21 protein-coding genes and 4 pseudogenes are annotated in these 21659 nt (G+C 68.2%); 9 read left to right on the top strand and 16 right to left on the bottom strand.

What is annotated here, in order from left to right; genetic code table 11:
* Positions 1 to 22: 22 nt before the first annotated feature.
* Positions 23 to 490 carry a hypothetical protein gene (locus C7T91_RS28525; protein ID WP_108263266.1) on the bottom strand — a complete coding sequence of 156 codons (468 nt, stop codon included), beginning with the start codon at positions 488 to 490 and terminating at the stop codon, positions 23 to 25.
* Between the two features lie 3 nt (positions 491 to 493).
* Entirely contained in the window at positions 494 to 1204 is a 711-nt protein-coding gene (locus C7T91_RS28520; RefSeq protein ID WP_108263265.1) for a hypothetical protein, read from the bottom strand.
* Between C7T91_RS28520 and C7T91_RS28515 the strand changes: the two genes are divergently transcribed.
* Complete coding sequence (locus C7T91_RS28515) at positions 1197 to 1607, top strand: Sir2 family NAD-dependent protein deacetylase (protein ID WP_330848906.1); 411 nt, start codon at positions 1197 to 1199, stop codon at positions 1605 to 1607. The genes C7T91_RS28520 and C7T91_RS28515 overlap by 8 nt on opposite strands.
* On the opposite strand, the gene gltX is transcribed toward C7T91_RS28515, so the two are convergent.
* Complete coding sequence (gene gltX, locus C7T91_RS28510; protein WP_108263263.1) at positions 1604 to 2926, bottom strand: glutamate--tRNA ligase; 1323 nt, start codon at positions 2924 to 2926, stop codon at positions 1604 to 1606. The genes C7T91_RS28515 and gltX overlap by 4 nt on opposite strands.
* Before the next feature lie 166 nt (positions 2927 to 3092).
* On the opposite strand from gltX, the gene C7T91_RS28505 reads away from it, so the two are divergent.
* From C7T91_RS28505 to C7T91_RS28490, 4 genes and pseudogenes are all read left to right on the top strand, one after another.
* Positions 3093 to 3512, top strand: a complete 420-nt coding sequence (locus tag C7T91_RS28505; RefSeq protein WP_108263262.1) for a metallopeptidase family protein — start codon at positions 3093 to 3095, stop codon at positions 3510 to 3512.
* 85 nt (positions 3513 to 3597) lie between these two features.
* Positions 3598 to 4523, top strand: a pseudogene (locus C7T91_RS28500) (MBL fold metallo-hydrolase).
* A gap of 133 nt (positions 4524 to 4656) precedes the next feature.
* Entirely contained in the window at positions 4657 to 5040 is a 384-nt protein-coding gene (locus C7T91_RS28495) for a hypothetical protein (RefSeq protein WP_108263261.1), read from the top strand.
* 49 nt (positions 5041 to 5089) lie between these two features.
* Positions 5090 to 5449 (top strand): HesB/IscA family protein, encoded by a 360-nt coding sequence (locus C7T91_RS28490; RefSeq protein ID WP_108263260.1) that lies wholly within the window; start codon positions 5090 to 5092, stop codon positions 5447 to 5449.
* A 6-nt stretch (positions 5450 to 5455) separates the two neighbouring features.
* Here the strand turns inward: C7T91_RS28490 and C7T91_RS37330 are convergent, their stop codons facing one another.
* From C7T91_RS37330 to C7T91_RS28480, 3 genes and pseudogenes are all read right to left on the bottom strand, one after another.
* Entirely contained in the window at positions 5456 to 5923 is a 468-nt protein-coding gene (locus C7T91_RS37330) for a helix-turn-helix transcriptional regulator (protein ID WP_236638573.1), read from the bottom strand.
* 7 nt (positions 5924 to 5930) lie between these two features.
* Positions 5931 to 6101, bottom strand: a pseudogene (locus tag C7T91_RS37325) (HAD hydrolase family protein); the annotation flags it as partial.
* 96 nt (positions 6102 to 6197) lie between these two features.
* Entirely contained in the window at positions 6198 to 6929 is a 732-nt protein-coding gene (locus C7T91_RS28480) for an SDR family NAD(P)-dependent oxidoreductase (RefSeq protein WP_108263259.1), read from the bottom strand.
* Positions 6930 to 7046: 117 nt separating this feature from the next.
* On the opposite strand from C7T91_RS28480, the gene argB reads away from it, so the two are divergent.
* Both argB and C7T91_RS28470 read left to right on the top strand, forming a co-directional pair.
* Positions 7047 to 7913, top strand: a complete 867-nt coding sequence (gene argB / locus C7T91_RS28475) for an acetylglutamate kinase (RefSeq protein ID WP_108263455.1) — start codon at positions 7047 to 7049, stop codon at positions 7911 to 7913.
* 16 nt (positions 7914 to 7929) lie between these two features.
* Complete coding sequence (locus C7T91_RS28470) at positions 7930 to 8433, top strand: SixA phosphatase family protein (RefSeq protein ID WP_108263258.1); 504 nt, start codon at positions 7930 to 7932, stop codon at positions 8431 to 8433.
* 15 nt (positions 8434 to 8448) lie between these two features.
* Here C7T91_RS28470 and C7T91_RS28465 read toward each other — a convergent pair whose 3' ends face one another.
* The 6 genes from C7T91_RS28465 to C7T91_RS28440 form a co-directional block, all read right to left on the bottom strand.
* On the bottom strand, positions 8449 to 8820 hold the full coding sequence (locus C7T91_RS28465) for a 2Fe-2S iron-sulfur cluster-binding protein (protein WP_108263257.1): 372 nt from the start codon (positions 8818 to 8820) through the stop codon (positions 8449 to 8451).
* Positions 8821 to 8951: 131 nt separating this feature from the next.
* The gene (locus C7T91_RS28460; RefSeq protein WP_108263256.1) at positions 8952 to 9314 is read right to left on the bottom strand and encodes a hypothetical protein; all 363 of its coding nucleotides are present in this window, start codon (positions 9312 to 9314) and stop codon (positions 8952 to 8954) included.
* A gap of 103 nt (positions 9315 to 9417) precedes the next feature.
* A complete protein-coding gene (locus C7T91_RS28455) occupies positions 9418 to 10200 on the bottom strand; it encodes an amino acid ABC transporter ATP-binding protein (RefSeq protein ID WP_330848905.1) in 783 nt (260 codons plus the stop codon).
* Positions 10201 to 10209: 9 nt separating this feature from the next.
* Positions 10210 to 11508 carry an amino acid ABC transporter permease gene (locus tag C7T91_RS28450; protein WP_108263255.1) on the bottom strand — a complete coding sequence of 433 codons (1299 nt, stop codon included), beginning with the start codon at positions 11506 to 11508 and terminating at the stop codon, positions 10210 to 10212.
* A gap of 1 nt (position 11509) precedes the next feature.
* A complete protein-coding gene (locus tag C7T91_RS28445) occupies positions 11510 to 12763 on the bottom strand; it encodes an amino acid ABC transporter permease (RefSeq protein WP_108263254.1) in 1254 nt (417 codons plus the stop codon).
* A gap of 79 nt (positions 12764 to 12842) precedes the next feature.
* On the bottom strand, positions 12843 to 13859 hold the full coding sequence (locus tag C7T91_RS28440; RefSeq protein ID WP_108263253.1) for an amino acid ABC transporter substrate-binding protein: 1017 nt from the start codon (positions 13857 to 13859) through the stop codon (positions 12843 to 12845).
* Positions 13860 to 14259: 400 nt separating this feature from the next.
* Here C7T91_RS28440 and C7T91_RS28430 point away from each other — a divergent pair.
* Positions 14260 to 14961 (top strand): annotated as a pseudogene (locus tag C7T91_RS28430) (NADH-quinone oxidoreductase subunit B family protein); the annotation flags it as partial.
* Positions 14958 to 15530 (top strand): annotated as a pseudogene (locus C7T91_RS28425) (nickel-dependent hydrogenase large subunit); the annotation flags it as partial. The pseudogenes C7T91_RS28430 and C7T91_RS28425, both read left to right, overlap by 4 nt.
* Before the next feature lie 124 nt (positions 15531 to 15654).
* On the opposite strand, the gene C7T91_RS28420 reads toward C7T91_RS28425, so the two are convergent.
* The 4 genes from C7T91_RS28420 to metF all read right to left on the bottom strand — a co-directional run bounded on the left by C7T91_RS28420 (position 15655) and on the right by metF (position 21626).
* Positions 15655 to 16572: a LysR family transcriptional regulator gene (locus tag C7T91_RS28420; RefSeq protein WP_108263251.1), complete on the bottom strand. Its 918-nt coding sequence runs from the start codon at positions 16570 to 16572 to the stop codon at positions 15655 to 15657.
* Between the two features lie 260 nt (positions 16573 to 16832).
* Positions 16833 to 18857 (bottom strand): NADPH-dependent 2,4-dienoyl-CoA reductase, encoded by a 2025-nt coding sequence (locus C7T91_RS28415; protein ID WP_108263250.1) that lies wholly within the window; start codon positions 18855 to 18857, stop codon positions 16833 to 16835.
* A 1347-nt stretch (positions 18858 to 20204) separates the two neighbouring features.
* Positions 20205 to 20681: a PaaI family thioesterase gene (locus C7T91_RS28410; RefSeq protein ID WP_108263249.1), complete on the bottom strand. Its 477-nt coding sequence runs from the start codon at positions 20679 to 20681 to the stop codon at positions 20205 to 20207.
* A gap of 75 nt (positions 20682 to 20756) precedes the next feature.
* Positions 20757 to 21626 carry a methylenetetrahydrofolate reductase [NAD(P)H] gene (gene metF / locus C7T91_RS28405; protein WP_108263248.1) on the bottom strand — a complete coding sequence of 290 codons (870 nt, stop codon included), beginning with the start codon at positions 21624 to 21626 and terminating at the stop codon, positions 20757 to 20759.
* Positions 21627 to 21659: the final 33 nt, after the last annotated feature.

The following is a 21659-nucleotide window of genomic DNA, read 5'->3' as shown; positions in this document are numbered from 1 at the left end:
TCCCTCCGGGTCAGTCCCGGCCCTAGCTGATGTCCTGCTGGTATTCCCGCTTGAGCAGGTCGGTGAAAATCTCGGGCGGCGGCAACGAGACCAGCCGCGCGGCGATCGAGGACATGCCCTCGGCCGAGACCGAGAACTTGCGCGCATAGCCGACATCGACCGAAGCCGCGGCCATGAAGACGCCGTACTGCACCCCCACCTGCACGCCGACATTGACCGAGGTCTCGGTGCTTTCGGAGACTTGGAAGCTCAGCTTCGCCTCCACCGTCGCCTCGGTGAAGCTGTAGAAGGCCGGCACGAAGCCCAGGGACAGCAGGTTGTAGGTCCTGTCGCCGATCTCGACCTCGGTTTCCGACATCGCCTTCGCCAGCTCGATCGAATTGCGGTCGAGCGCCGCCTGCGCCTGGGCAATCGAGATGCCCAGCCGCTCGATGATCTGCGGCAGCGGAGCCGACAGCAGCGAGCGCGTGACCTGGGGCGTCTCGGCCATGCTCTACTCCTCCCCCGCCAGGTAGGTCTTGATCGTCTCGAGGAATTGCGGCGGCGCCGGGATCGACACCAGCCGCGCCGAGATCGCCGAATTGCCGGTCACGTTCATCTCGAACTGCCGCGAGAACCGCACATCGACCGAGGCGCCGACCGCGACCGTGCGGTTGCCGGTATTCTGCCGCGTCAGGCTCGATTGCGAGCTGCGCGAGAATTCCCGCGTGACGGTGATGCCCTCGGTGCCCGAAACCTGGATCGAGCGGCTTTCCGAGGTGTAGAGCGTCAGCTGGAAGGGCGCGGTCTTGCCGAAGACGGTGACGATGTTGCCCTCGGCCGAGGCCTGGTAGTCGACGGGCGGCGCCTTGCCGTTGATGTCGTCGCGCAGGTTCACCGCATAGGCGTTCGGGCTGCCGGCGGCATTGCCGCCCGCCGCCGCCCCGCGGAACGGGAAATCGGTGCCGTCGATCGTGCATTTCTTTCCCGACAGCGCCAGCGGCTGCGGCCGGTAGACGAAGACGAAGCCGTTTCCGGGCGTCAGCGGCGGGGCCAGCTTGTCGGGCGACACCCCGGTGATCTGCGTTCCGCTCGGCGCGTCGCAGAACACGTAATAGGCGGTGCGCCCGGCCTGCTTGACCGTCGCCTTGCGCCAGGCGACCTGGTCGGCTGGGCCGCCCGCCGCGATGGCATCGGCCGAGCCGCGCGACGGCACGATGGTCATCTGCCCGGCGGTTCTGCACATGCATGGCGAGCTGATGCGGGCGCTCTGCGGCGCCTGCGGGGCGCGCTGGGACGCGCCGGCCGAGATGGCGGTTGCGGATGCCTGCCCGTCCTGCGGCAAGGCGGCGACCCGGCCCGATGTCGTGTGGTTCGGGGAGTATCCCTATCACATGGAGGAGATCTGGGACGCGATCCGGGCGGCCGAGCTGTTCGTGGCGATCGGCACCTCGGGGCAGGTCTATCCGGCTGCGGCCTTCGTGCAGGATGCGGGAAGGGCCGGGGTGGAGACGCTCGAGCTCAATCTCGAACGCTCCGATGTCAGCCACGACTTTGACGAGACCCGGCAGGGACCTGCGACGGAGCTGGTCCCGGCCTGGGTCGAAGAGGTGCTGGCGGGGCGTTAGCCCTGCTTCGGCAGCGCCTGCATCAGCGGCAGGAACTGCGCCATCTCGGGGCCGCGTGCCTTGCCGGTCAGCGCCTTGCGCAGCGGCATGAACAGGCCCTTGCCCTTGCGGCCGGTCTTGTCCTTCACGGCGGCGGTCCAGGTGCCCCAGGTCGCATCGTCGAAGGGCAGGGGCGGCAGCATCGCCATCGCCTCGGCAATGAATTCGCGGTCGGCCTCGTCCACCTCGGCGACGGCCCCGTCGCGCAGGATCTCCCACCAGCCGGCGATGGCGGCGCGGGTTTCCACGTTCTCGTGGATCAGCGCCCAGAAATCGGCGGCCAGCGCATCGGGCACGCCCGCGGCGGCGATGTCGGCGGCGACGGCCCCGAGCGGCAGGCTGCCCAGATGGCGCGCGGTCAGCGGCAGCAGGTCGGCCTCGTCGAATTTCGTCGGGGCGGCGCCGAAATGGCCGATGTCGAAGCCCTCGACGATCTCGTCCATCGAGCTGCGAAGCTCCACCGGCTGCGAGGACCCGAGGCGCGCCATGTGGCTGAGGATCGCCATCGGCTCGATGCCGTTGGCGCGCAGGTCGCGCAGGCTGAGCGTGCCGAGACGCTTCGACAGCGCTTCGCCCTGCGGGCCGGTCAGCAGCGAATGGTGGGCGAATTCCGGCACCTTGCCGCCGAAGGCGTCGATCATCTGGATCTGGGTGGCGGTGTTGGTGACGTGGTCGGAGCCGCGCACGACATGGGTGACGCCCATTTCGGCGTCATCGATGACCGAGGCCAGCGTGTAGAGCACCTGGCCGTCGCCGCGGATCAGCACAGGATCGGAGACCGAGGCCGCGTCGATCGAGATCGCGCCGAGGATGCCGTCGACCCATTCGATCCGCTCCTGGTCGAGGAGGAACCGCCAGTGGCCGGGCCGCTCGGCGCGCAGCTTGTCCTTCTCCTCGCCGGAGAGGCCGAGCGCGGCGCGGTCATAGACCGGCGGCTTGCCCATGTTGAGCTGCTTCTTGCGCTTCAGGTCGAGCTCGGTCGGGGTCTCGAAGCATTCGTAGAACCGGCCCATGCCGCGGAACTTCTCGGCGGCGGCGGCATAGCGGTCGAGGCGCTTGGACTGGTATTCCACGCGGTCCCAGGTGAAGCCCAGCCATTCCAGATCGGCGAAGATCCCGTCGATGTATTCCTGCTTGGAGCGTTCCTGGTCGGTATCGTCGATGCGCAGGATGAAGGTGCCCCCGGCCTTGCGGGCGATGGCGTAGTTCATCAGCGCGGCGCGCAGGTTGCCGATATGCAGGTAGCCCGTGGGGGAGGGCGCGAAACGGGTGGTGGTCATGGCGGTTCTCCTGTCGGCGCTGGCTAACCACATCGCGCGCACGGTGTCCAGAAATCCGCGCCGGAGCCAGCCGGGAGAGGGCCGGGCCCTCTCCCGGGCCCTCACCCGGCGCCCTGTGACGACGCGGTCGCTAGGCGGCGGGCCGGGCGGCTGCCATGAGGGAGGCATGACAGATGACGCCGAACCGCCCGCCTTCGGGCTTGCCCCCGGCCTCGGGGATATCGAGGAGATCGCCCGCGCCACGCTGGAGGCGCTGCCGCCGCGTTTCGCGCCTGCTGCGCGGCAGGTGGCGCTGCGGGTCGAGGACCTCGCCCCCGAAGAGATGCTGCGCGATCTGGAGATCGCCGATCCCTACGAGCTGACCGGGCTCTATGACGGCATCCCGATGACGGAGAAATCGGTGATGGACCAGCCCGCAGGGCCGGACACGATCTGGCTGTTCCGGCTGGCGATCCTCGACGAATGGATCGCGCGCGGCGATGTCGGCCTCGAGGACCTGGTTGCCCATGTCACCGTGCACGAGCTGGCGCATCACTTCGGCTGGTCGGATGATGACATCGCCGTGATAGACCGCTGGTGGGAGTGATATCTGCCGAAAATCCTGCGCTAATCCCGCTCGACCCGCGGCGGATGCGTCCTAGGTCCGCCGTCAGAACAGGGAGACACGCGACATGACGAAGATCACCCGCCGCCAGGCGCTGACCACTGCAGCCGCCGCGCCGCTGGCTGCCGCAATGCCGGGGATATCCATGGCTTCCGCCGAGATGAAGGGGGCGTCGATGCCTCCGAAGTTCTTCCGCTTCCAGCTGGGAAGCTTCGAGGTCACGACCCTTCTGGGCGGCACGCAGACCCGCGACAACGCCCAGTCGATCTTCGGCACCAACGTGACCGAGGACGAGTTCGCCGAAGTGTCGCGCGCCAATTTCATCCCGGCCGACAAGGCGCAGTTCTTCTTTACGCCGATGCTGGTCAATACCGGATCCGAGCTGGTGCTGTTCGATACCGGCCTCTCGCCCGAGCCGCTGGCCGCGGCGCTCGAGGCTGCGGGCTACGGCACTGACATGGTCGACAAGGTGGTGATCACCCATATGCATGGCGACCATATCGGCGGGCTGATGTCGGGCGACGATGCGACCTTCGCCAATGCCGGGCATGTCTCGGGCGCGGCGGAGAACAATTACTGGGCCTCGGCGGAAAACGAGGGCTACGAGGCGAAGATCCGGCCTCTGGCGGAGCGGTTCAGCTTCATCGATCCGGGCGCCTCGGTGGCTTCGGGCATCACCGCGGTCGAGGCCTATGGGCATACGCCGGGGCACATGGGCTACATGTGGAAAGCGACGGCCAGCAGATGATGCTGTTTGCCGATACCGCCAACCATTACGTCTGGTCGCTGGGCTATCCCGACTGGGAGGTCCGCTTCGACATGGACAAGGCGCAGGCAGCCGCGACGCGGAAGAAGGTGATGGGCATGCTGGCCGCAGACCGCATTCCGGCGATCGGCTATCACATGCCTTTCCCGGCGCTCGGCCATGTCGCGCCGCGCGGCGAGGGCGGCTACGCCTGGGTGCCGGCCTCGTACCAGACCTATCTGGAGTGAGGCGCCGGGGCCGGTTGCAGCCGGCCCCGTCCGCCCCCATGGTGGCGGGGACGCAAGCTGCAAGGGAGCTGCCTCGTGACCGATCCGATGCCGCGCGAGGCCTGCCTCGCCCGCCTGAGCGAGATGCCCCGCGGTGGCCGCGGGCGGGCTTTTCGCCACCCGCGCGGGCGGGATCGCCGTGCAGATGCTGATCGCGCCGCTTCTGGCCCGCGACTGGTCGCTGCGCGCGCAGGTCAATGGCGGCGGCATCAAGGGCGCGGGCGCCGTGATCGGCCAGATGGAACGCGGCCTCGCCTTCGCCTCGGTGCTGACCGGCAATGTCGCCGGGATCGCCGTGCTGGTCGCGGCGAAATCCATCCTGCGCTTTTCGGATGCGCAGAAGAGCCGCAAGATCGCCGAATACGTGATCATCGGCACCATGGCCTCGGTCGGCTGGGCCGTCCTGACCGGGATCGCGACGCGGATGCTGGTGCTGGGCCTGCTGCCCGGCGGCATTCCCGGCCTGCTCCTCCCTTGAGTTTGCCCGCCCGGTCCCTTATCTTCCATGCGTTAGTCAGGAGCGCAACATGTTCGGAATCCCCGGCAAGCAGGCCGTGACCCTCACCCCGGCCGCCGCCAAGCAGATCAATACCCTGATGGCCAGGGACGACCGCCAGGGGCTGCGCATCGGCGTCAAGAAGGGCGGCTGCGCGGGCATGGAATACACCATGGAATACGTCTCCGAGGTCGACCCGATGGACGAGGTCGTCGAACAGGACGGCGCGCGCGTGATGATCGCGCCGATGGCCCAGATGTTCCTCTTCGGCACCGAGATCGACTACGAGGTCTCGCTGCTCGAGGCCGGATTCAAGTTCCGCAATCCCAATGTCGTGGATGCCTGCGGCTGCGGCGAATCGATCAAGTTCGCCGATCCCCAGCAGAGCTGAGCCCGCTCACATCGCGACCAGCCCCCGCGCCCTCGCCATCGCGAGGGCGTCTGCATGCGTGCCGACCTGCAGCTTGCGGCAGATGTCATGCAGGATCCGCCGCAGCAGCGGCAGCGCCGCGCCGATCTCGCGCGCGATCTCCAGCAGGCCGCGCCCCTCCGCCATCGAGACGAGTATCCGCTTCTCCAGCGCCGTCAGGGCCACGAAGCCCGCGCCGAACACGGCCGAATTGTCCTCTGCCTCGCGGTCGGGCGCGGAAAGCTGCAGCGACAGCATCGCCCCGATCGCCGCGAAGTTCCGCGCAGCGGCGGCGCCGAACAGGTCGCGCGGGTCTTCCTCGCAGGTGATGGCAAGCAGCCGCCGCAGCCCCCCCGACCGGAATTCCGCCGACAGGCAGTAGCGCAGCCCGGCCCGCGCCCTCTTCCGCCCCCGGCTGCCAGAGCCCGGCGCCGTTCTCGACGATGGCGGGCGCATCGCCCAGCCCCAGCGCCGCGTGCAGGGCCGCAATCTCGGCGGCGGTCTTGGAGCTGGCGAGGACCAGCGGGATCCCCAGCGCCTTCAGCCGCTCCAGCGCCGGGCGGGCCGGCGTCCAGTCATAGCTGGCATGGTCGAGAAGCGTTCCGTCGAGATCGGTGAAGACAAGCCAGGTCAGGGCGCTGTTCCGTTCCGTTGCCGCCGGCCTGTTGTGCCGGCAGGGTCAGGGAACACCAAATCCCCTCCCCTGCCAAGTGCTGCGTCGCGGCGAAGCTCAGACATGCTGCCCGGCATTCACCTCGATCTCGGTACCGGTGACATAGGAGGACTCGGGCGAGCAGAGGAAGAAGATCACGTCGGCGACCTCCGAGGGCTGGCCGAGCCGGCGCAGCGGCAGGGTCTCGACGATCTTCTCCGTCCCCGGAGACAGGATCGAGGTCTCGATCTCGCCCGGCGCGATCGCGTTGACCCGCACGCCCATCGGCCCGAAATCATGCGCCATCTCGCGGGTCAGGGCCTTCAGCGCCGCCTTCGAGGTCGAATAGGCCGCCCCGGCGAAGGGATGGATCTGGTTGCCGGCGATGGAGGTGACGTTGACCACGGCCCCCTTGGCGGCCGACAGCTCGTCCTTCAGCCCGCGCGCCAGCACGATCGGCGCGAAGAAGTTCACGTGGAACACCTTGCCCCAGGTGCGCAGGTCGGTGTCGAGCGTGTTCAGGCGCCCGCCCTCCCCGTCCTTCGGCGAGATGCCCGCATTGTTGACCAGCGCGTCGAGCCGGCCGTCCAGCTTGCCGCGGATCACCTCGATCGCGTCGATCGTGCTCGCCGGGTCGCCCAGGTCGATCTGGATGTGGTTCTCCTCGCCGCCGGGCCAGGGGCAGCGCGGATCGAAGGGCTGGCGCGAACAGGTCAGCACCCTCCAGCCCTCGGCGGAGAAGCGTTTCACCGTCGCATGTCCGATCCCGCGGCTGGCGCCGGTCAGGAGCAGGGTCTTCTGGGATGCCATGGCACGTTCCTTCCTCGTTACCTGCGCAATCTAGGCACAGTCCCGCGGCTTTGAAAGCTGCCCTTGAGTGATCATCCCCGACAGATTAGGACGGGCCAGTCCCCCGAGGTGCGCGAGATGAAAAAACAGATGTCCCAGACCCGCGACTGGATCGCAACCGCCAAGACCCTGTCCGAGGCGCTCCCCTACCTGCAGCGCTACGAAGGCGCGACGATCGTCATCAAGCTCGGCGGACACGCCATGGGCTCGGACGAGGCGATGGAGGAATTCGCCCGCGACATCGTGCTGATGCGGCAGGTCGGCGTGCATCCGGTGATCGTCCATGGCGGCGGTCCGATGATCAACTCGATGCTCAAGCGGCTCGACATCCAGTCGGAATTCGTCAACGGCAAGCGCGTCACCGACGAAGCCACCGTCGAGGTGGTCGAGATGGTCCTGTCCGGCCTGATCAACAAGCGCGTCGTGCAGGCGATCAACGACCAGGGCGGCCGCGCGGTCGGCATCTCCGGCAAGGATGCCGGGCTGATGATCTGCCGCCAGGACGACCCGTCGCTGGGCCTCGTCGGCACGCCCGAGACCGTCGACACGCGGCTCCTGGAAACGCTGACCGCGGGCGAGCTGATCCCGGTGATCGCGCCCCTGGGCGTCAGCCGCGACGGCGAGACGATGAACGTGAACGGCGACACCGCGGCCGGCGCCATCGCAGGCGCGCTGCAGGCACGGCGCCTGCTGCTGCTGACCGACGTGGCCGGCGTGAAGAACGCCAATGGCGATGTCATGACCGAGCTGACCGCGACGCAGATCCGCGAGATGACCGACGAGGGCGTGATCGCCGGCGGCATGATCCCGAAGACGGAGACCGCGCTCGACGCGCTGGCGCGCGGCGTCCGCGCGGCGGTGATCCTCGACGGCCGGGTGCCGAATGCCTGCCTTCTGGAGCTGTTCACCGATCACGGTGTCGGCTCGATGATCCGCCGCGGCTGACACGGGAGCGACCGCCATGCCCCGCCTGATCCTCACCCGCCATGCCAAATCCGACTGGTCGCACGAGGATTTGAGCGATCACGACCGGCCGCTGAATGCCCGCGGCCGGGCCGCCGCGCCGCTGATCGGCCGCGAACTGGCCGGGCGCGGCCTGGTGCCCGACCAGGTGCTCTGCTCCTCGGCGCAGCGCACCCAGGAAACCTGGGCCGGCATCGCCGCCGAACTGCCCGGCGCGGCAGAGGCCGAGATCCTGCCCGCGCTCTACCACGCCTCCCCGGAAACCATGCTGGCCGTGCTGCAGGGCGCCAAGGGCGAGGTGGTGGCGATGATCGGCCACAATCCGGGCATCGGCGCACTGGCCCACCAGCTGCTGGGCGCCGGTCCTGCGCATCCGAAATTCGGCATCTATCCGACCGGCGCGACACTGGTCGCCGAGATCGCCGACTGGACCGGGCTGGAGAACGGCCGGGCACGGCTGGTGGATTTCTTCGTCCCCCGCGACCTGCCCGGCCATCCCTGACCGGCCTCCGCCGGATCAGGCCGCGCCGCCCGGCGCGCCCGAGAAGATGATCCGCACGTCCTCGGCGCGGGCCACGAACTGGCAGGCCAGCCGCCAGCGCGGCGGCATGTCCTTCACCTCGGCCGCCTCGATATCCGCGGCGGTGAGCTTGCCCAGCTCCTTCAGCTTGGATTTCTCCTTCTCGGTCAGCGCCAGGCCCATCTTGCTGCCGGGGCTGTAGTATTCCACCTCGATCTGGCAGGAACCGCAATCGCCGTTCTGGCAATCGAACGGGATCGGGATCCGGTGCTCCTCGGCCAGGCCGAGCACGGTCCTGGCACTGCCGGCGCTGGCATAGACGGTCTTGTCCTGGTGCATGATCGGCGACGAGGAAGTGACGTTGGCCATGATTGGTCCCCTTCTGGCGGCTTGCCGGGCGAAGGCCGGACAGGCCAGGTCACGTGCCGGAGGACTACCCCCCGGCATCCTGCCGGAGCAGGGACCGGGCCAAGCGGGACCGGACACCGGAACTGGCCGGATCAGCGGCGGCTTTCCCGCGCCATCAGCTCGGCATGGAGCTCGGGCGCAAGCGCGTGCAGGCTGTCCATCAGGCGCTCGGCCCGGTCGCGGATGCTCGCGGCCTCGGCAGCCTTCGCCGCCTCGATGCGGTCGCGCAGCTCCAGCGCCTTCGCCATCTCCGGCTCCCGGCGCAGATCGGGATCCCGGTCGGCAAGCGCCTTCAGCGCGTCGAACAGCGTGCCGAGCTGGCTTCCGTAGCTGGCGACCTCCTCGGTGATGCGGCGCTCGACCTCCGGCACGCCGGCGAAATCCGGCGCGATGGACTGCGCGACATCCCCCGACAGGGGGGCACGGAAGATGGCTGAGAAGGGAAAGACGTTCATGGCGGCGCTCCGGCAGGGACAAGGCGGTGCCATGATACGGCGGACAGGCCGCCGCGCGAGGATTTCCGCGGCGGGGGACGGCAGAGCGCCCCCCGCAAGGCGGTCAGTGCCCGAGGATCTGGCTCAGGAACAGCTTGGTCCGCTCGGATTGCGGGTTGTTGAAGAAGGCCTTCGGTTCGTTCTGCTCGACGATCTGGCCCTGGTCCATGAAGATCACCCGGTTCGCCACCGCCTGGGCAAAGCCCATTTCGTGCGTCACGCAGAGCATGGTCATGCCCTCCTCGGCGAGCTGGATCATGGTGTCGAGCACCTCCTTGATCATCTCCGGATCGAGCGCCGAGGTCGGCTCGTCGAAGAGCATGATCTTGGGCCGCATGCAGAGGCTGCGCGCGATGGCGACCCGCTGCTGCTGGCCGCCCGACAGCTGGCCGGGATACTTGTTGGCCTGATCCGGGATCTTCACCTTCTCGAGGAAGTGCATCGCCGTCTCGATCGCTTCCTTCTTCGGGATCTTGCGGACCCAGATCGGCGCCAGCGTGCAGTTCTCGAGGATCGTCAGATGCGGGAAGAGGTTGAAATGCTGGAAGCACATCCCGACCTCGGAGCGGATCTTGTCGATGTTCTTCAGATCCGACGACAGGACCGTGCCGTCGACGGTGATCTTGCCCTCCTGGTGCTCCTCCAGCGCGTTGATGCAGCGGATCATGGTGGACTTGCCGGAGCCGGACGGCCCGCAGATCACGATCCGCTCGCCGCGATAGACGGTCAGGTCGATGTCGCGCAGCACGTGGAACTGTCCGTACCACTTGTTCATGCCCTGGATCGAGATCGCCACCTCGTCGGAGACGGTCATGGCCGGGGCGGTGTTCACTGCAGTGTCGGTCATGGGTTTTCCTCAGCGGTGGCCGGTGTTGAGCTTGCGTTCGAGGTACATGGAGTATCTCGACATCGAGAAGCAGAAGATGAAGAAGACGAAGCCGATGAAGGCGAAGAGCTCCCAGTAGATGCCCTGCCAGGCGCTGTCGGCGCGGATCGCGTTCGACAGGCCGATCGGATCGAGGATGCCGATGATCGAGACCAGCGTGGTGTCCTTGAAGAGGCCGATGAAGGTCGAGACGATCCCCGGAATGGCGATCTTCAGCGCCTGCGGCATGATGATCAGCCGCTGCGCCTGCCAGTAGTCGAGCCCGAGGCTGTCGGCGGCCTCGTACTGCCCCTTGGGCAGCGCCGCGAGCCCGCCGCGGATCACCTCGGCGATATAGGCGGCGGAGAACAGCGTCGCCATGATGATGACGCGCACGATCAGGTCGAAATTCGTCCCCGGCGGCATGAAGTAGTTCAGCAGCGTCGAGGCGACGAAGAGGAGCGTGATCAAGGGCACGCCGCGGATGAACTCGATGAAGCCGATCGACACGGTGCGCACGATGAAGAGGTCGGTCTGCCGTCCCAGCGCCAGCATGATGCCCAGGGGCAGCGACAGGGTGATCGCGGTGACGCCGATCACGACCGAGACCATGAAGCCGCCGAACTGGGTGGAATCGACCGGCTCCAGCCCCAGCGGGATGACCGCATGCAGCCCGTTCACGACCGGCTCCATGGCGAAGACCCACCACAGCACCGGCAGGATCAGCCCGGCGGCGATGGCGAGGATGCCGTTGACCTTGGCCAGCGCCGTCCAGGCGGCGAAGCCGATGCCGAAGCCCGCCAGCACCAGCACCGGCTGCCAGACCGAGCCGCCCCAGAGCAGCCAGGCCCCGAGGAACGGGAACAGCGCCGAAAAGACCATCATCTTGCGCGGCAGCTGGGTGAACAGGATCGGCGCCAGCGCCCCCAGCATCAGGATGAAGGTCAGGTTCGGCCGCCAGTAGAGCTCGGGCGGATAGAAGCCGTAGACCAGCTGGAAGAACCGTTCGTGGATCACCGCCCAGCAGGCGCCGGAATGGCCGGTGCCGTAGCGCTGGTCGATGATCTCGCGGCACTCGGCCAGGCTTTCGGCATGCCAGACCGACAGGAAGACCCAGGGCAGCAGATGCGACAGCAGCAGGAAGATGACGAAGGCCATCACCAGCGTCATCGCCGCGTTCAGCGGCCCGTCGAACAGGTTGCGCCGGATCCAGCCGGCCGGACCGACCGAGGTCACCGGCGCAGGCTTGGCATCGAGCATCCGGGTGCGGACAAAGGGTTGGAACTCCATTCTACCGCTCCTTCAGCTTGACGCGCTGGTTGTAGATGTTGAACGCGCCCGAGATGCACAGCGAGATCGCCAGATAGACCAGCATGGTCAGCAGCACGCATTCGAGTTCCCGCCCCGACTGGTTCAGCGTGATCCCCATCAGCGTGCCGGTGAGGTCCATGTAGCCGACCGCAATGGCCAGCGAGCTGTTCTTGGTCAGGTTCAGGTATTGCGAGATCAGCGGCGGGATGATGACCCGCAGCGCCTGCGGCAGGATCACCAGCCGCATGGTGCGCGACGGGCGCAGGCCGAGGGCGGCGGCGGCCTCGCTCTGGCCCTTGGAAATCGCCATGATGCCGCCGCGCACGATCTCGGCGATGAAGGCGGCCGTGTAGAAGCTCAGCGCCAGCCAGAGCGCGATCAGCGAGTTGCGCAGGTGGATGCCGCCGCCAAAATTGAAGCCCTTCAGCTCGGGATAGCCGAGATGGAAGCCGAGGATCGCCAGCACCGCCAGCACCGGCACGACGATGACGCCCAGCGTCTTGTACCAGGTGGTCGGGCGCAGCCCGGTGCGGTTCTGGATGCGGTCGGCCTGGCGCCCGATCAGCTTGGCGGCATAGATGCCCGCCCCCAGCACGGCGAGGATCGCCAGGAGGTCGATGCTGATGTCGAAGATGCCGAAGAAGCTGAAATCGCCGAGGCTGCGCGAGAACAGCGGTTCGGGGATGTAGACCCCGCGGTTGGTGAAGGCGGCGGCGTCGAAGACCATCGAGGCCGCCGGATCGTCGCCGCGGAAATCCCGCGGCTGCGGCAGCGCCTCGATCATCACCGCCATGGCCAGCACGATCCACAGCAGCACCGGCACGTTGCGGAAGGTCTCGACGTAGATCGTCATGACCCGCGCCACCAGCCAGTTGTGCGACAGCCGCAGCACCCCCACCAGCACGCCGATCACCGTCGCCAGCGTGCAGCCGAGAAAGGCGACCAGCAGCGTGTTCAGGAGCCCGACGAAGGCGGCGCGGGCATGGATGTCCTGGTTGTCGTATTCGATGAGCCGCTGGTTGATGTCATAGCCGGCCGGCTCGCCGAGGAAGCCGAAATCGATCGGCTTGCCCAGATCCGCGAGGTTCTGGGTGACATTGGCACCTAGCCAGAAAAACAGGGCCAGCACACCGATCAGCGTCGCCACCTGGATGGTCATCGACCGGTAGCGGGTGTCGTAGATCAGCTGGGAGAATTGGAAGCCGCCCTGGGGCGGGTCGCTCGCAGTGGCCATAAATGCTCCTTCGGGAAACGCAGCCGGGATTGCGCCGGATAGACGAAGGGCGCGGAGTGACCCGCGCCCTGTGCAGTCTTCAGCGGAACGGCGGTGCGTACATCAGGCCGCCCTCGGTCCACTGCGCGTTCAGGCCGCGCGCCAGGCCGATCGGGGTGCCTTCGCCGATGTATTTCTCGAAGATCTCGCCGTAGTTGCCTTCGGCCTTGACGGCGTTCATCGCCCAGTCCTGCGACAGGCCCAGCATCTCGCCCAGATTGCCCTCGGTGCCCAGCAGGCGGGCGATCTCGGGATTCTCGGTGGAGGCGGCAAGCTCGTCGATATTCGCGGAGGTCACGCCCAGCTCCTCGGCGGCGATCAGCGCGTTGAGCGTCCAGCGGGCGATGTCGGCCCAGTGGTCGTCGCCATGGCGCACGAGCGGGCCGAGCGGCTCCTTGGAGATGATCTCCGGCAGGATCACGTGCTCGCCCGGCGCTTCGAAGGAGGCGCGGGTCGCGGCGAGGCCGGAGGCGTCGGTGGTGTAGACGTCGCAGGCGCCGGCCAGGTACTGCTGCTGCGCCTCGGCATTGGTCTCGATCGGAACAGGCTCGTAGCTGATGTTGTTGGCGCGGAAGAAGTCCGCGAGGTTCAGCTCGGTGGTGGTGCCGGTCTGGATGCAGACGGTGGCGCCGTCGAGCTCGCGCGCCGAGGTGACGCCCAGCTCCTTGGGAACCATGAAGCCCTGGCCGTCATAGTAGTTCACACCGATGAAGGTGTTCTTCAGGTCGACATCGCGGGTCAGCGTCCAGGTGGTGTTGCGCGCCAGCACGTCGACTTCGCCCGCGGAGAGCGCGGAGAAGCGGTTGGTGGTGGTCAGCGGCTTGAATTCGACCGCATCCGGATCGCCGAAGATGGCGCCGGCGAGTGCGCGGCAATAGGCAACGTCGAAGCCTTCGTAGCGGCCATTGGCATCCGGTGCCGAGAACCCGGCCAGACCGGTGGAGGTGCCGCAGATCAGCTCGCCGCGCGCCTTGACGTCCTCGAGCGTATCGGCGGATGCGATGCTTGCTGCGGCGCCCGCGGCTGCCAGCGCGCCCCAAAATACCTTCTTGGTCATGTGTACCTCTTCCTGTGACCGCCATTCGGCGGTTTTTCGCCGGTGCACTCTTCCGGCTTCAGTCCCTGTTTATCGTTGGTGAGCCCCTCACCGCCGGAATTCGTGCAGGTTAAAGGGCGTGGGTCAAGGGTTTGCCCCCCCTTCCCCAAGCGAAAACGATGACTTTTTCAGCAGATGTTTCGATCCGGAGCGAAAAAGGGGCACGGCACCGAGGAGTATTTCCCGGTTTCGCGCCCCTTGGAATCAGCTTGCCCAGCGGAACTTTGCGGCAGTGCCGCGTCGGCAGGCAGAGCGACTGCCTGCCGGAGCGCGGCCGGTCAGGCCGCGCGGATCAGGCAGAAGGCGCGGTGCGCCGTCAGGAACTCGCCGCGCTTGAGCACCGCCGTCTCGGCGGCCTCCTCGTCGGCGCCCCATTGCTCGGCCTGCCAGTCCTCGTCGATTCGGCACCTGCGCGGCCTTCGGCGGCGTGTCCTCGGCGGGCGAGAACCTGACCGACGCGATGGGGCTGCAATTCGAGGGGCATCACCGCGGCGGCCTTCTCGGCGGCACGTTCCGCGACCCCTCCGGCCTGCCCGTCGTCAACGTGGCGGGCTGCCCGACCCATCCCGACTGGGTGACCGAGACCCTGATGATGCTGGCCGCGGGCGAATTGCGCCCGCAGGCGCTCGACGCGCTCGGGCGGCCGCGCTTCTATGCCGACACGCTGATCCACCATGGCTGCCCGAAGAACGAGTTCTATGAATACAAGGCCAGCGCCGAGCACCTCTCGGAGATCGGCTGCATGATGGAGCATCTGGGCTGCATCGGCACCCAGGCGGTCGGCGATTGCAACATCCGAGGCTGGAACGGCGGGCAGAGCTGCACGCGGGCGGGCTATCCCTGCATCGCCTGCACCGCGCCCGAATTCGAGGAACCGGGCCACGGCTTCGCCGAGACGCCGAAATTCGCGGGCATTCCCGTTGGCCTGCCCACCGACATGCCGAAAGCCTGGTTCATGGCGCTGGCCTCCCTGTCGAAGGCCGCGACCCCGGCACGGGTGGCGAAGAACGCCACCGCCGACCGGATCGAGGTCCCCCCAACGCTGAGAAAGCCCCGCGGATGAGCGAAACTTCCCTGCTGGTCGGGCCGTTCAACCGGGTCGAGGGCGATCTGGAGATCCGTCTCGACATTGCCGGAGGCAGCGTCACGCGCGCCGAGGCGAACTCGCCGCTGTTCCGCGGCTTCGAGCGGATCCTGCTGGGCAAGAGCCCCGAGGATGCGCTGACCATCACGCCGCGGATCTGCGGCATCTGCTCGATCAGCCAGTCGATGGCGGCGGCGCTGGCGCTCGCCGATCTGGCAGGGGCCGGGATGCCGCCCGAGGCGATGCGCGCCGCCGCGATCCTGCACGGGGTGGAAAACCTCTGCGACCACCTCAGCCATTTCTACCTGTTCTTCATGCCGGATTTCGCCCGTCCCGCCTATGCCGGGCAGGACTGGCACGAAGATATGGCCGAGCGCTTCACCGCCGCCGAAGGCTCGGGCCTGCGCGCCGCGCTCGAGGCCCGCGCGCGGCTCTTCCACATCGTCGGGCTCCTTGGCGGAAAATGGCCGCACACCCTGGCGATCCAGCCCGGCGGCGTGACGCGGGCGCCGACCCTGCGCGACCGGATCCGCATGCAGGCCGATCTGGCGCCCGGACGGGTCGAGGCCGCCGGGGCCGGGGCGCTGGCGCCGCGCGCCAGCAATGCCACCGAAGAGGGGCGCCGCGAGAACCGGCGCGTCGAGGTCGTGATCGGCTTCGACTGATCCCGGCTCAGGCGATCGCGCGGTCGGCGGTTTCGGCCTCGCCCTGATAGGTGTCCAGCAGGAACTGGACGAAGCTGCGGACCCGCGGCAGGCTGCCGTTGCTCGGGGCATGGGCAACGTAGAGCGGCGCGGTCTGCAGCGGCAGGACCGGCATGGCATTCTGCAGCTGGCCCTTGGCGATGGCGTCCTCGATCAGGAAATCCGGCAGGAAGGCAATGCCCATTCCGGCGATGGCGCTGTCCTTCAGGCAGCTGCCGCTATTGGCCGCCAGGCGTCCGCGGCTGCGCACCACCCGCGCTTCGCCGCTCGACGACACCAGGGTCCAGAACGGGTCGCCGCCGGTGTCGAGCTGGTGCAGCAGCGCGTGCTGGGCCAGATCCTCGATCCGCGCGGGGCGGCCGTGCCGTTCCAGATACCCGGGGCTTGCCACCAGCATGCGCGACACGGTGTCGAGCTTGTGGCTGCGCAGCGCGCTGTCGGGCTTCGTGCCGAGGCTGATCGACAGGTCGATGTCGGCACTGGTCGCTTCGGCGGTGTCGTGGCCCAGCACGAGATTCACGTCGACGCCCGGATTGCGCGACAGGTACTCGGCGACCAGCGGCGCCAGCACGCAGGCGCCGAAATCCGACGGGGCAAGGATCTGCAGCGTGCCGGTCGGCTCTGCCTGCATGCCCTGCACGGCGGCATCCGCCTGGAGCGCGGCATTCAGCACGGTCCGTGCGCGGTCGTAATAGACCAGCCCGATATCCGTGGGATTGACGCGCCGCGTCGTGCGGTTGAGCAGCCGGGCCCCGAGGCGGCCCTCGAGGGAGGAGACATGCTTGGAAACTGCGGATTTCGAGATCCCCAGCTTCTGCGCCGCTCCGGTGAAGCCGCCCTGATCCACGACCGCGGCAAAGGCTTCCATTTCAGACAGTCTGTCCATACTCCACTCCGACCATTCTAGCTGCGCGGCGTCTATTGCGCAAAAATCACGTACAATTCGAGCAAATTAATTGCATAATTCCGGGTAAACGCCAAGCATCGGCCATTTGACTGGTTAACACAATTACGACAAGTTACGTGGGTTCATAATATGCGAATAAAATTCATAACATAGCAACCAATTTATTGGCGGCGCCCCATGCGCTGCCACCCAGGCCGCAAAGATAGGTCACTTCCGCCGCTTGGAAACGGTTCGCGGACTCAAAATTCGAGGGCCAGCCGCACCGCCTGCGCAATCGCCCGCTTGGCATCGATTCCCTCTGCGGAAAGCGCGCCGCCGATCAGATGCGTGGTCCCCGGCGGGCGGGTCTCCGCCAGGCCGGCCAGGGCATTCTCCGGCTCCTGGCCGGCGCAGAGCACGATCTGGTCGGCCGCATGGGTGCGGATCTCGCCATCCTTGCGGTAGCTGAGCCCGTCCGGTCCGATCGAAAGGTATTCCGCCCCAGCTTCCATCCCGACCCCCTTGGCGCGCAGCGTGCTGCGGTGGATCCAGCCGGTGGTCTTGCCGAGCGTCGCGCCGAACTTGCCGGGCCGGCGCTGGAACATGGTCACCTTTCGCGGCGAGGGCGCGGGGCAGGGGCCTTCAGGGCTCAGCCCGCCGCGGTCCTCGGCAGGATCGCCGACGCCCCATTCGCGCAGCCATGCAGCGAGATCCTCGGCCGGGCTGTCTCCGGGCGCATGCGACAGGAACTCGGCCACGTCGAACCCGATCCCGCCGCCGCCGATCACCGCGACCTGCGTGCCGGGCGCGGCCCGGCCCGAGAGCAGCTCGGCATAGCTCACCGCCTGCGGCCCTTCCGCGCCGGGAATGCCGGGATCGCGCGGCTTGACGCCGGTGGCGATCACCAGCTCGTCGAACCCGTCCAGATCCGCCGCTGCCGCACGGTATCCGAGCTTCAGCGTCACGCCCGAGGCCGCCAGTTCCGCCGCGTACCATTCCAGGAGCCCGCGGAATTCCTCCTTGCCGGGGATGCGTGCCGCCAGTTGCAGCTGCCCGCCTATCTCTTCCGCCGCCTCGAACAGCGTCACCCGGTGGCCGCGCCGGTCGGCCTCGAGCGCCGCGGTCAGCCCGGCCGGCCCGGCGCCGACCACAGCCACGGTCTTGGATCGGGCCGCGGGCGCGGCGGTCAGGACGGTTTCGTGGCAGGCGCGCGGATTGACCAGGCAGCTGGTCAGCTTCATGGCAAACGTGTGGTCGAGGCAGGCCTGGTTGCAGGCGATGCAGGGCGCGATCCGCGCCGCCTCGCCGCGTGCCGCCTTGGCGACGAAATCGGGATCCGCGAGGAAGGGGCGCGCCATCGACACCATGTCGGCGCAGCCCTCGGCCAGCACGTCTTCGGCGATCTCCGGCGTGTTGATCCGGTTCGAGGTGATCACCGGGATGCCGACCTCGCCCATCAGCCGCTTGGTCACCCAGGCGAAGGCGCGCCGGGGCACCGAGGTGGCGATGGTCGGGATCCGCGCCTCGTGCCAGCCGATGCCGGTATTGAGGATCGAGGCCCCTGCCGTCTCGACCGCCTTCGCCAGCGTCACCACCTCGTCCCAGCTCGACCCGTCGGGCACGAGGTCGATCATCGACAGCCGGAAGATCACGATGAAATCCGGCCCGACCGCCCAGCGGACCCGGCGCATCACTTCGAGCGGCAGCCGCATCCGGTTTTCGTAGCTGCCGCCCCAGCGGTCTTCGCGCCGGTTGGTGTGGGCGACCAGGAACTGGTTGAGGAAATAGCCCTCCGATCCCATGATCTCGACCCCGTCATAGCCCGCCTCGCGCGCCCTTGCGGCGGCGGCGGCGATGTCGGCGACCTGCTTTTCGATCCCGGCCTCGTCCAGCGCCAGCGGCCGGTGGGGAGAGATCGGCGCGCGCAGCGCCGAAGGGGCGACCGCGTCCTTCGAATAGGCATAGCGCCCGGCATGGAGAATCTGCGCCGCGATCCGGCCGCCCGCGCCATGCACCCGCTCGGTCACCTTGCGGTGGTGGATGACATCGTCCGCCGACATCAGCCCGGCCGCGCCGGGCAGCACCGCGCCCTCGGGGTTCGGGGCAAGCCCGCCGGTCACCATCAGCCCGGCGCCGCCTTCGGCCCGCGCGGCATAGAAGGCGCCGACCCGGTCCCAGTCGCCGGTTTCCTCCAGCCCGGTATGCATCGAGCCCATCAGCACCCGGTTCGGCAGCGTGACATGGCCCAGATCGAGCGGGCGGAACAGGTGCGGATATGCGGTCATGGCAGGTCTCCTTGCGCGCAGGGAAGCGGCTGCGGCCGGAACTGTCCAGCGCCATGTGCCGGAACGCGGCGTCACGGCACCGGGACAGGCGCGCGGCGGAAAGAGACGGCGGAGATTGCAACGGCGGAGCGGCCGGAAAGCCCGGCAAAGACCAGGTCGATCCAGGCGCTCCGGGGCAGGCCGCGCTGCGGCACCGGCGCGGCGTGGCCGGGGCCGAGAGCGACGGTTGGCCCGGCGCAGCGTCCCTCAGCCCCCGCCCCGGAACATCCCGCCGCCGTTGCGCGCCCCACCCCATGGGCCGACACGCGCAGAACCATATCGAAGCTCCGGAGCCCCCCGGCCCTTGCATGCCACGACCCCGGCGCGCGCGCCGATGGCGGCCACGGCATGCGCGGTCGATCGGCCATGATCTCCGAGTATTGCCGATGCAGGGTATCCCCTGGACGTGCTCAATGAGCTGACAATGCCGGGCCATGGCCGCAACGCGCCGGCAGAGACGACAGTCGGGGCGCAGGAGGTCATGGCCACGGACGATCTGCGGGCCATCGCTCTCCCTCGGGACATTTCAGCAGCGAACAGCATTGGCCTGCGGGCGCGCCGGGATCACCGCTGCGGTGCCCAAGCCGAACACGCCGGACGCCGGTGCCGGCGGGCAGGATCACAAGGCGGACTTCGTCCATGATCCCGGAAGCGGTGCGTATTGCTGTCCGGCGGGCCAGGCTCCGACCTGTCGGTCCACGCACGGAGATGCGTCGATGCCGGACCAATCACTGCCGGCAGCGCATGTCGAGACCCGTTTGCGGGACAGGGACCGAACTGCCGATGCGCCGCCGGGGCCACGAGGACGTGCCGCTCCGGATTGCCGGCAATCCCCATGATCATGCGATGGCAAACGGCGGAGCAACCGTTCGGCGCGGTCAAGACCCGGAGGGGCGCCGCGCGGTTCACGGCGAAGCGCTTGAAGCGCCGTGGCCGCGGAGATGGCGCTGCCTGTCCTGGCCTGCAACATGGCGCGGGCGATGAAGTTCCTCGGAGGTCCGGAAAGGCCCGGCGCTCTCCGGACGCGGGCGGTCCCCGGCGGAATCGCCCGAGGGGAAGCCGAGGCACGGGCAAACGCTGCCCAGCCGCGCCGCGCATGTCCGGCGGAACCGGGCTTTCGCCTGTGCCGATCTTCTCCCAGCCTCGCCTCGCCGGAACCGGCGCAGTGCGGGCAAGTTCCACCGCCGCGCACATGCCCTGATGCCCCGGCGCGCCGGGCTGCATGTCCGGCACCTGAGACCGCCGCGCGCATGGCCTGCCCGTCCGCTCAGAGGCAGAGCCCCAGGCCGGGTGGCGGCCGGAGCCCCGTCAGGGCGTGAGGTTGATGCAGGTGGTCGAGCCGGTCGCGTAGAGCTTGCCGTCCTCGACGCCGCGGATCTCGGCGGTCGAGACGCCGGTGCGGCGGCCGACATGGGACACGGTGCCGATCGCCAGCACCTGCATGCCGACCGGGATCGCGCGGGTGATGTTGACCTTGAATTCCAGCGTCGGCGCCGAGAAGCCCTCGCCCAGGCAGGAGACGATGGCAAAGCCCAGCACGGAATCGAGCACCACGCCGTACCAGCCGCCCTGCACCGCGCCGAACGGGTTCAGGTGCTCCTCGGTCGGGCGGGCGAGCATCTCCACCCGGCCCTTCTCGGCCGCCGAGATGCGGCCGTTGATCAGGCCGCGGATCGGCGCCTCGGGCAGGCGGCCTTCGGCGGTGGCCAGAAGGAAGTCGAGGCCGGTCATCCCGGCCAGGTCTCCGGCCGCGAGGGGGCCGTATGTCTGCGCTCTTTCGGTCATGATCCCTGACCTAGCACCAAAGCGCCGTCCGGGCGAGCGCAAGCGCGCGCCTGCGGCACCCTGGCCCGGCCCGGTTCAGGCGACGTCTTCCAGCGAGGCCTGCGGATGCACCCCGAGCGCGGCGCAGATGTCGCGGCTGAGCGTCGGCTTGTTGAGCGTGTAGAAATGCAGGTCCTCGACGCCCTCGGCCATCAGCTCTTCGCAGAGCTTGATGCAGAGTTCCTTGGACAGCTCTTCCTCGCGGCCCTCCTCGCCGGCCTTGGTGAAGGCCTCGTCGAGCCATGCGGGCACCGGCGTGCCGCAGCGCTGCGCGAATTTCCTGACGCCCTGCCAGTTCTCGATCGGCAGGATGCCCGGCAGGATCGGGCCCTCGATGCCCTCGGCGCGGCAGCGGTCGCGGAAGCGGAAGAAGGTCTCGGGCTCGAAGAAGAACTGGGTGATCGCCGAATCGGCGCCTGCCCGGAACTTCTGCGCCAGCCAGCGCACATCGGCCATCGGGTCGCCCTTGGCCTCGGGATGCGGGTCGGGATAGGCGCCGACGCGCAGGGTGAACTTGCCGGTGTCCTTCAGTGCCGAGATCAGCTCGCAGCTGTCGCGGAAGCCGTCGGGATGGGGCTCGAACCGGTCGGCGCCCTTCGGCGGATCGCCGCGCAGAGCGACCAGCTCGGTCACCCCGGCCTCGGCATAGGATTGCGCGATCTCAAGGGTTTCCGCGCGGCTCGCATCGACGCAGGTCAGATGCGCCGCGACGTTCAGGCCATAGTTCTTGCCGATCGTGGTGACCGCCTCGTGGGTCAGCTTGCGGGTGGTCCCGCCCGCCCCGTAGGTCACGGAAACGAAGGTCGGCTTCAGCGGCGCCAGCACGCGCACCGTTTCCCACAGCCGGAACGATGCCTCCAGCGAGCGGGGCGGGAAGAATTCGAACGACACGCGGGGCGCGGACATGGTCTCTCTCCTTTTCGGGTTGAGCGGCATATA

The sequence above is a fragment of the Mangrovicoccus ximenensis genome (genome assembly GCF_003056725.1).
GTDB classification, from domain to species: domain Bacteria; phylum Pseudomonadota; class Alphaproteobacteria; order Rhodobacterales; family Rhodobacteraceae; genus Mangrovicoccus; species Mangrovicoccus ximenensis.
This window is presented reverse-complemented; position numbering and strand designations above follow the sequence as displayed.

Coding starts and splice junctions, on each gene's coding strand:
- C7T91_RS28455 (WP_330848905.1), bottom strand. CDS start 10,200: ATGACCGACACTGCAGTGAACACCGCCCCGGCCATGACCGTCTCCGAC.
- C7T91_RS28410 (WP_108263249.1), bottom strand. CDS start 20,681: ATGACCGAAAGAGCGCAGACATACGGCCCCCTCGCGGCCGGAGACCTG.
- C7T91_RS28465 (WP_108263257.1), bottom strand. CDS start 8,820: ATGGCCAACGTCACTTCCTCGTCGCCGATCATGCACCAGGACAAGACC.
- C7T91_RS28505 (WP_108263262.1), top strand. CDS start 3,093: ATGACAGATGACGCCGAACCGCCCGCCTTCGGGCTTGCCCCCGGCCTC.
- C7T91_RS37330 (WP_236638573.1), bottom strand. CDS start 5,923: ATGCGCCCGCCATCGTCGAGAACGGCGCCGGGCTCTGGCAGCCGGGGG.
- C7T91_RS28525 (WP_108263266.1), bottom strand. CDS start 490: ATGGCCGAGACGCCCCAGGTCACGCGCTCGCTGCTGTCGGCTCCGCTG.
- C7T91_RS28490 (WP_108263260.1), top strand. CDS start 5,090: ATGTTCGGAATCCCCGGCAAGCAGGCCGTGACCCTCACCCCGGCCGCC.
- C7T91_RS28460 (WP_108263256.1), bottom strand. CDS start 9,314: ATGAACGTCTTTCCCTTCTCAGCCATCTTCCGTGCCCCCCTGTCGGGG.
- gltX (WP_108263263.1), bottom strand. CDS start 2,926: ATGACCACCACCCGTTTCGCGCCCTCCCCCACGGGCTACCTGCATATC.
- C7T91_RS28515 (WP_330848906.1), top strand. CDS start 1,197: ATGGTCATCTGCCCGGCGGTTCTGCACATGCATGGCGAGCTGATGCGG.
- C7T91_RS28470 (WP_108263258.1), top strand. CDS start 7,930: ATGCCCCGCCTGATCCTCACCCGCCATGCCAAATCCGACTGGTCGCAC.
- C7T91_RS28520 (WP_108263265.1), bottom strand. CDS start 1,204: ATGACCATCGTGCCGTCGCGCGGCTCGGCCGATGCCATCGCGGCGGGC.
- C7T91_RS28450 (WP_108263255.1), bottom strand. CDS start 11,508: ATGGAGTTCCAACCCTTTGTCCGCACCCGGATGCTCGATGCCAAGCCT.
- C7T91_RS28480 (WP_108263259.1), bottom strand. CDS start 6,929: ATGGCATCCCAGAAGACCCTGCTCCTGACCGGCGCCAGCCGCGGGATC.
- C7T91_RS28445 (WP_108263254.1), bottom strand. CDS start 12,763: ATGGCCACTGCGAGCGACCCGCCCCAGGGCGGCTTCCAATTCTCCCAG.
- C7T91_RS28440 (WP_108263253.1), bottom strand. CDS start 13,859: ATGACCAAGAAGGTATTTTGGGGCGCGCTGGCAGCCGCGGGCGCCGCA.
- argB (WP_108263455.1), top strand. CDS start 7,047: ATGAAAAAACAGATGTCCCAGACCCGCGACTGGATCGCAACCGCCAAG.
- metF (WP_108263248.1), bottom strand. CDS start 21,626: ATGTCCGCGCCCCGCGTGTCGTTCGAATTCTTCCCGCCCCGCTCGCTG.
- C7T91_RS28420 (WP_108263251.1), bottom strand. CDS start 16,572: ATGGACAGACTGTCTGAAATGGAAGCCTTTGCCGCGGTCGTGGATCAG.
- C7T91_RS28415 (WP_108263250.1), bottom strand. CDS start 18,857: ATGACCGCATATCCGCACCTGTTCCGCCCGCTCGATCTGGGCCATGTC.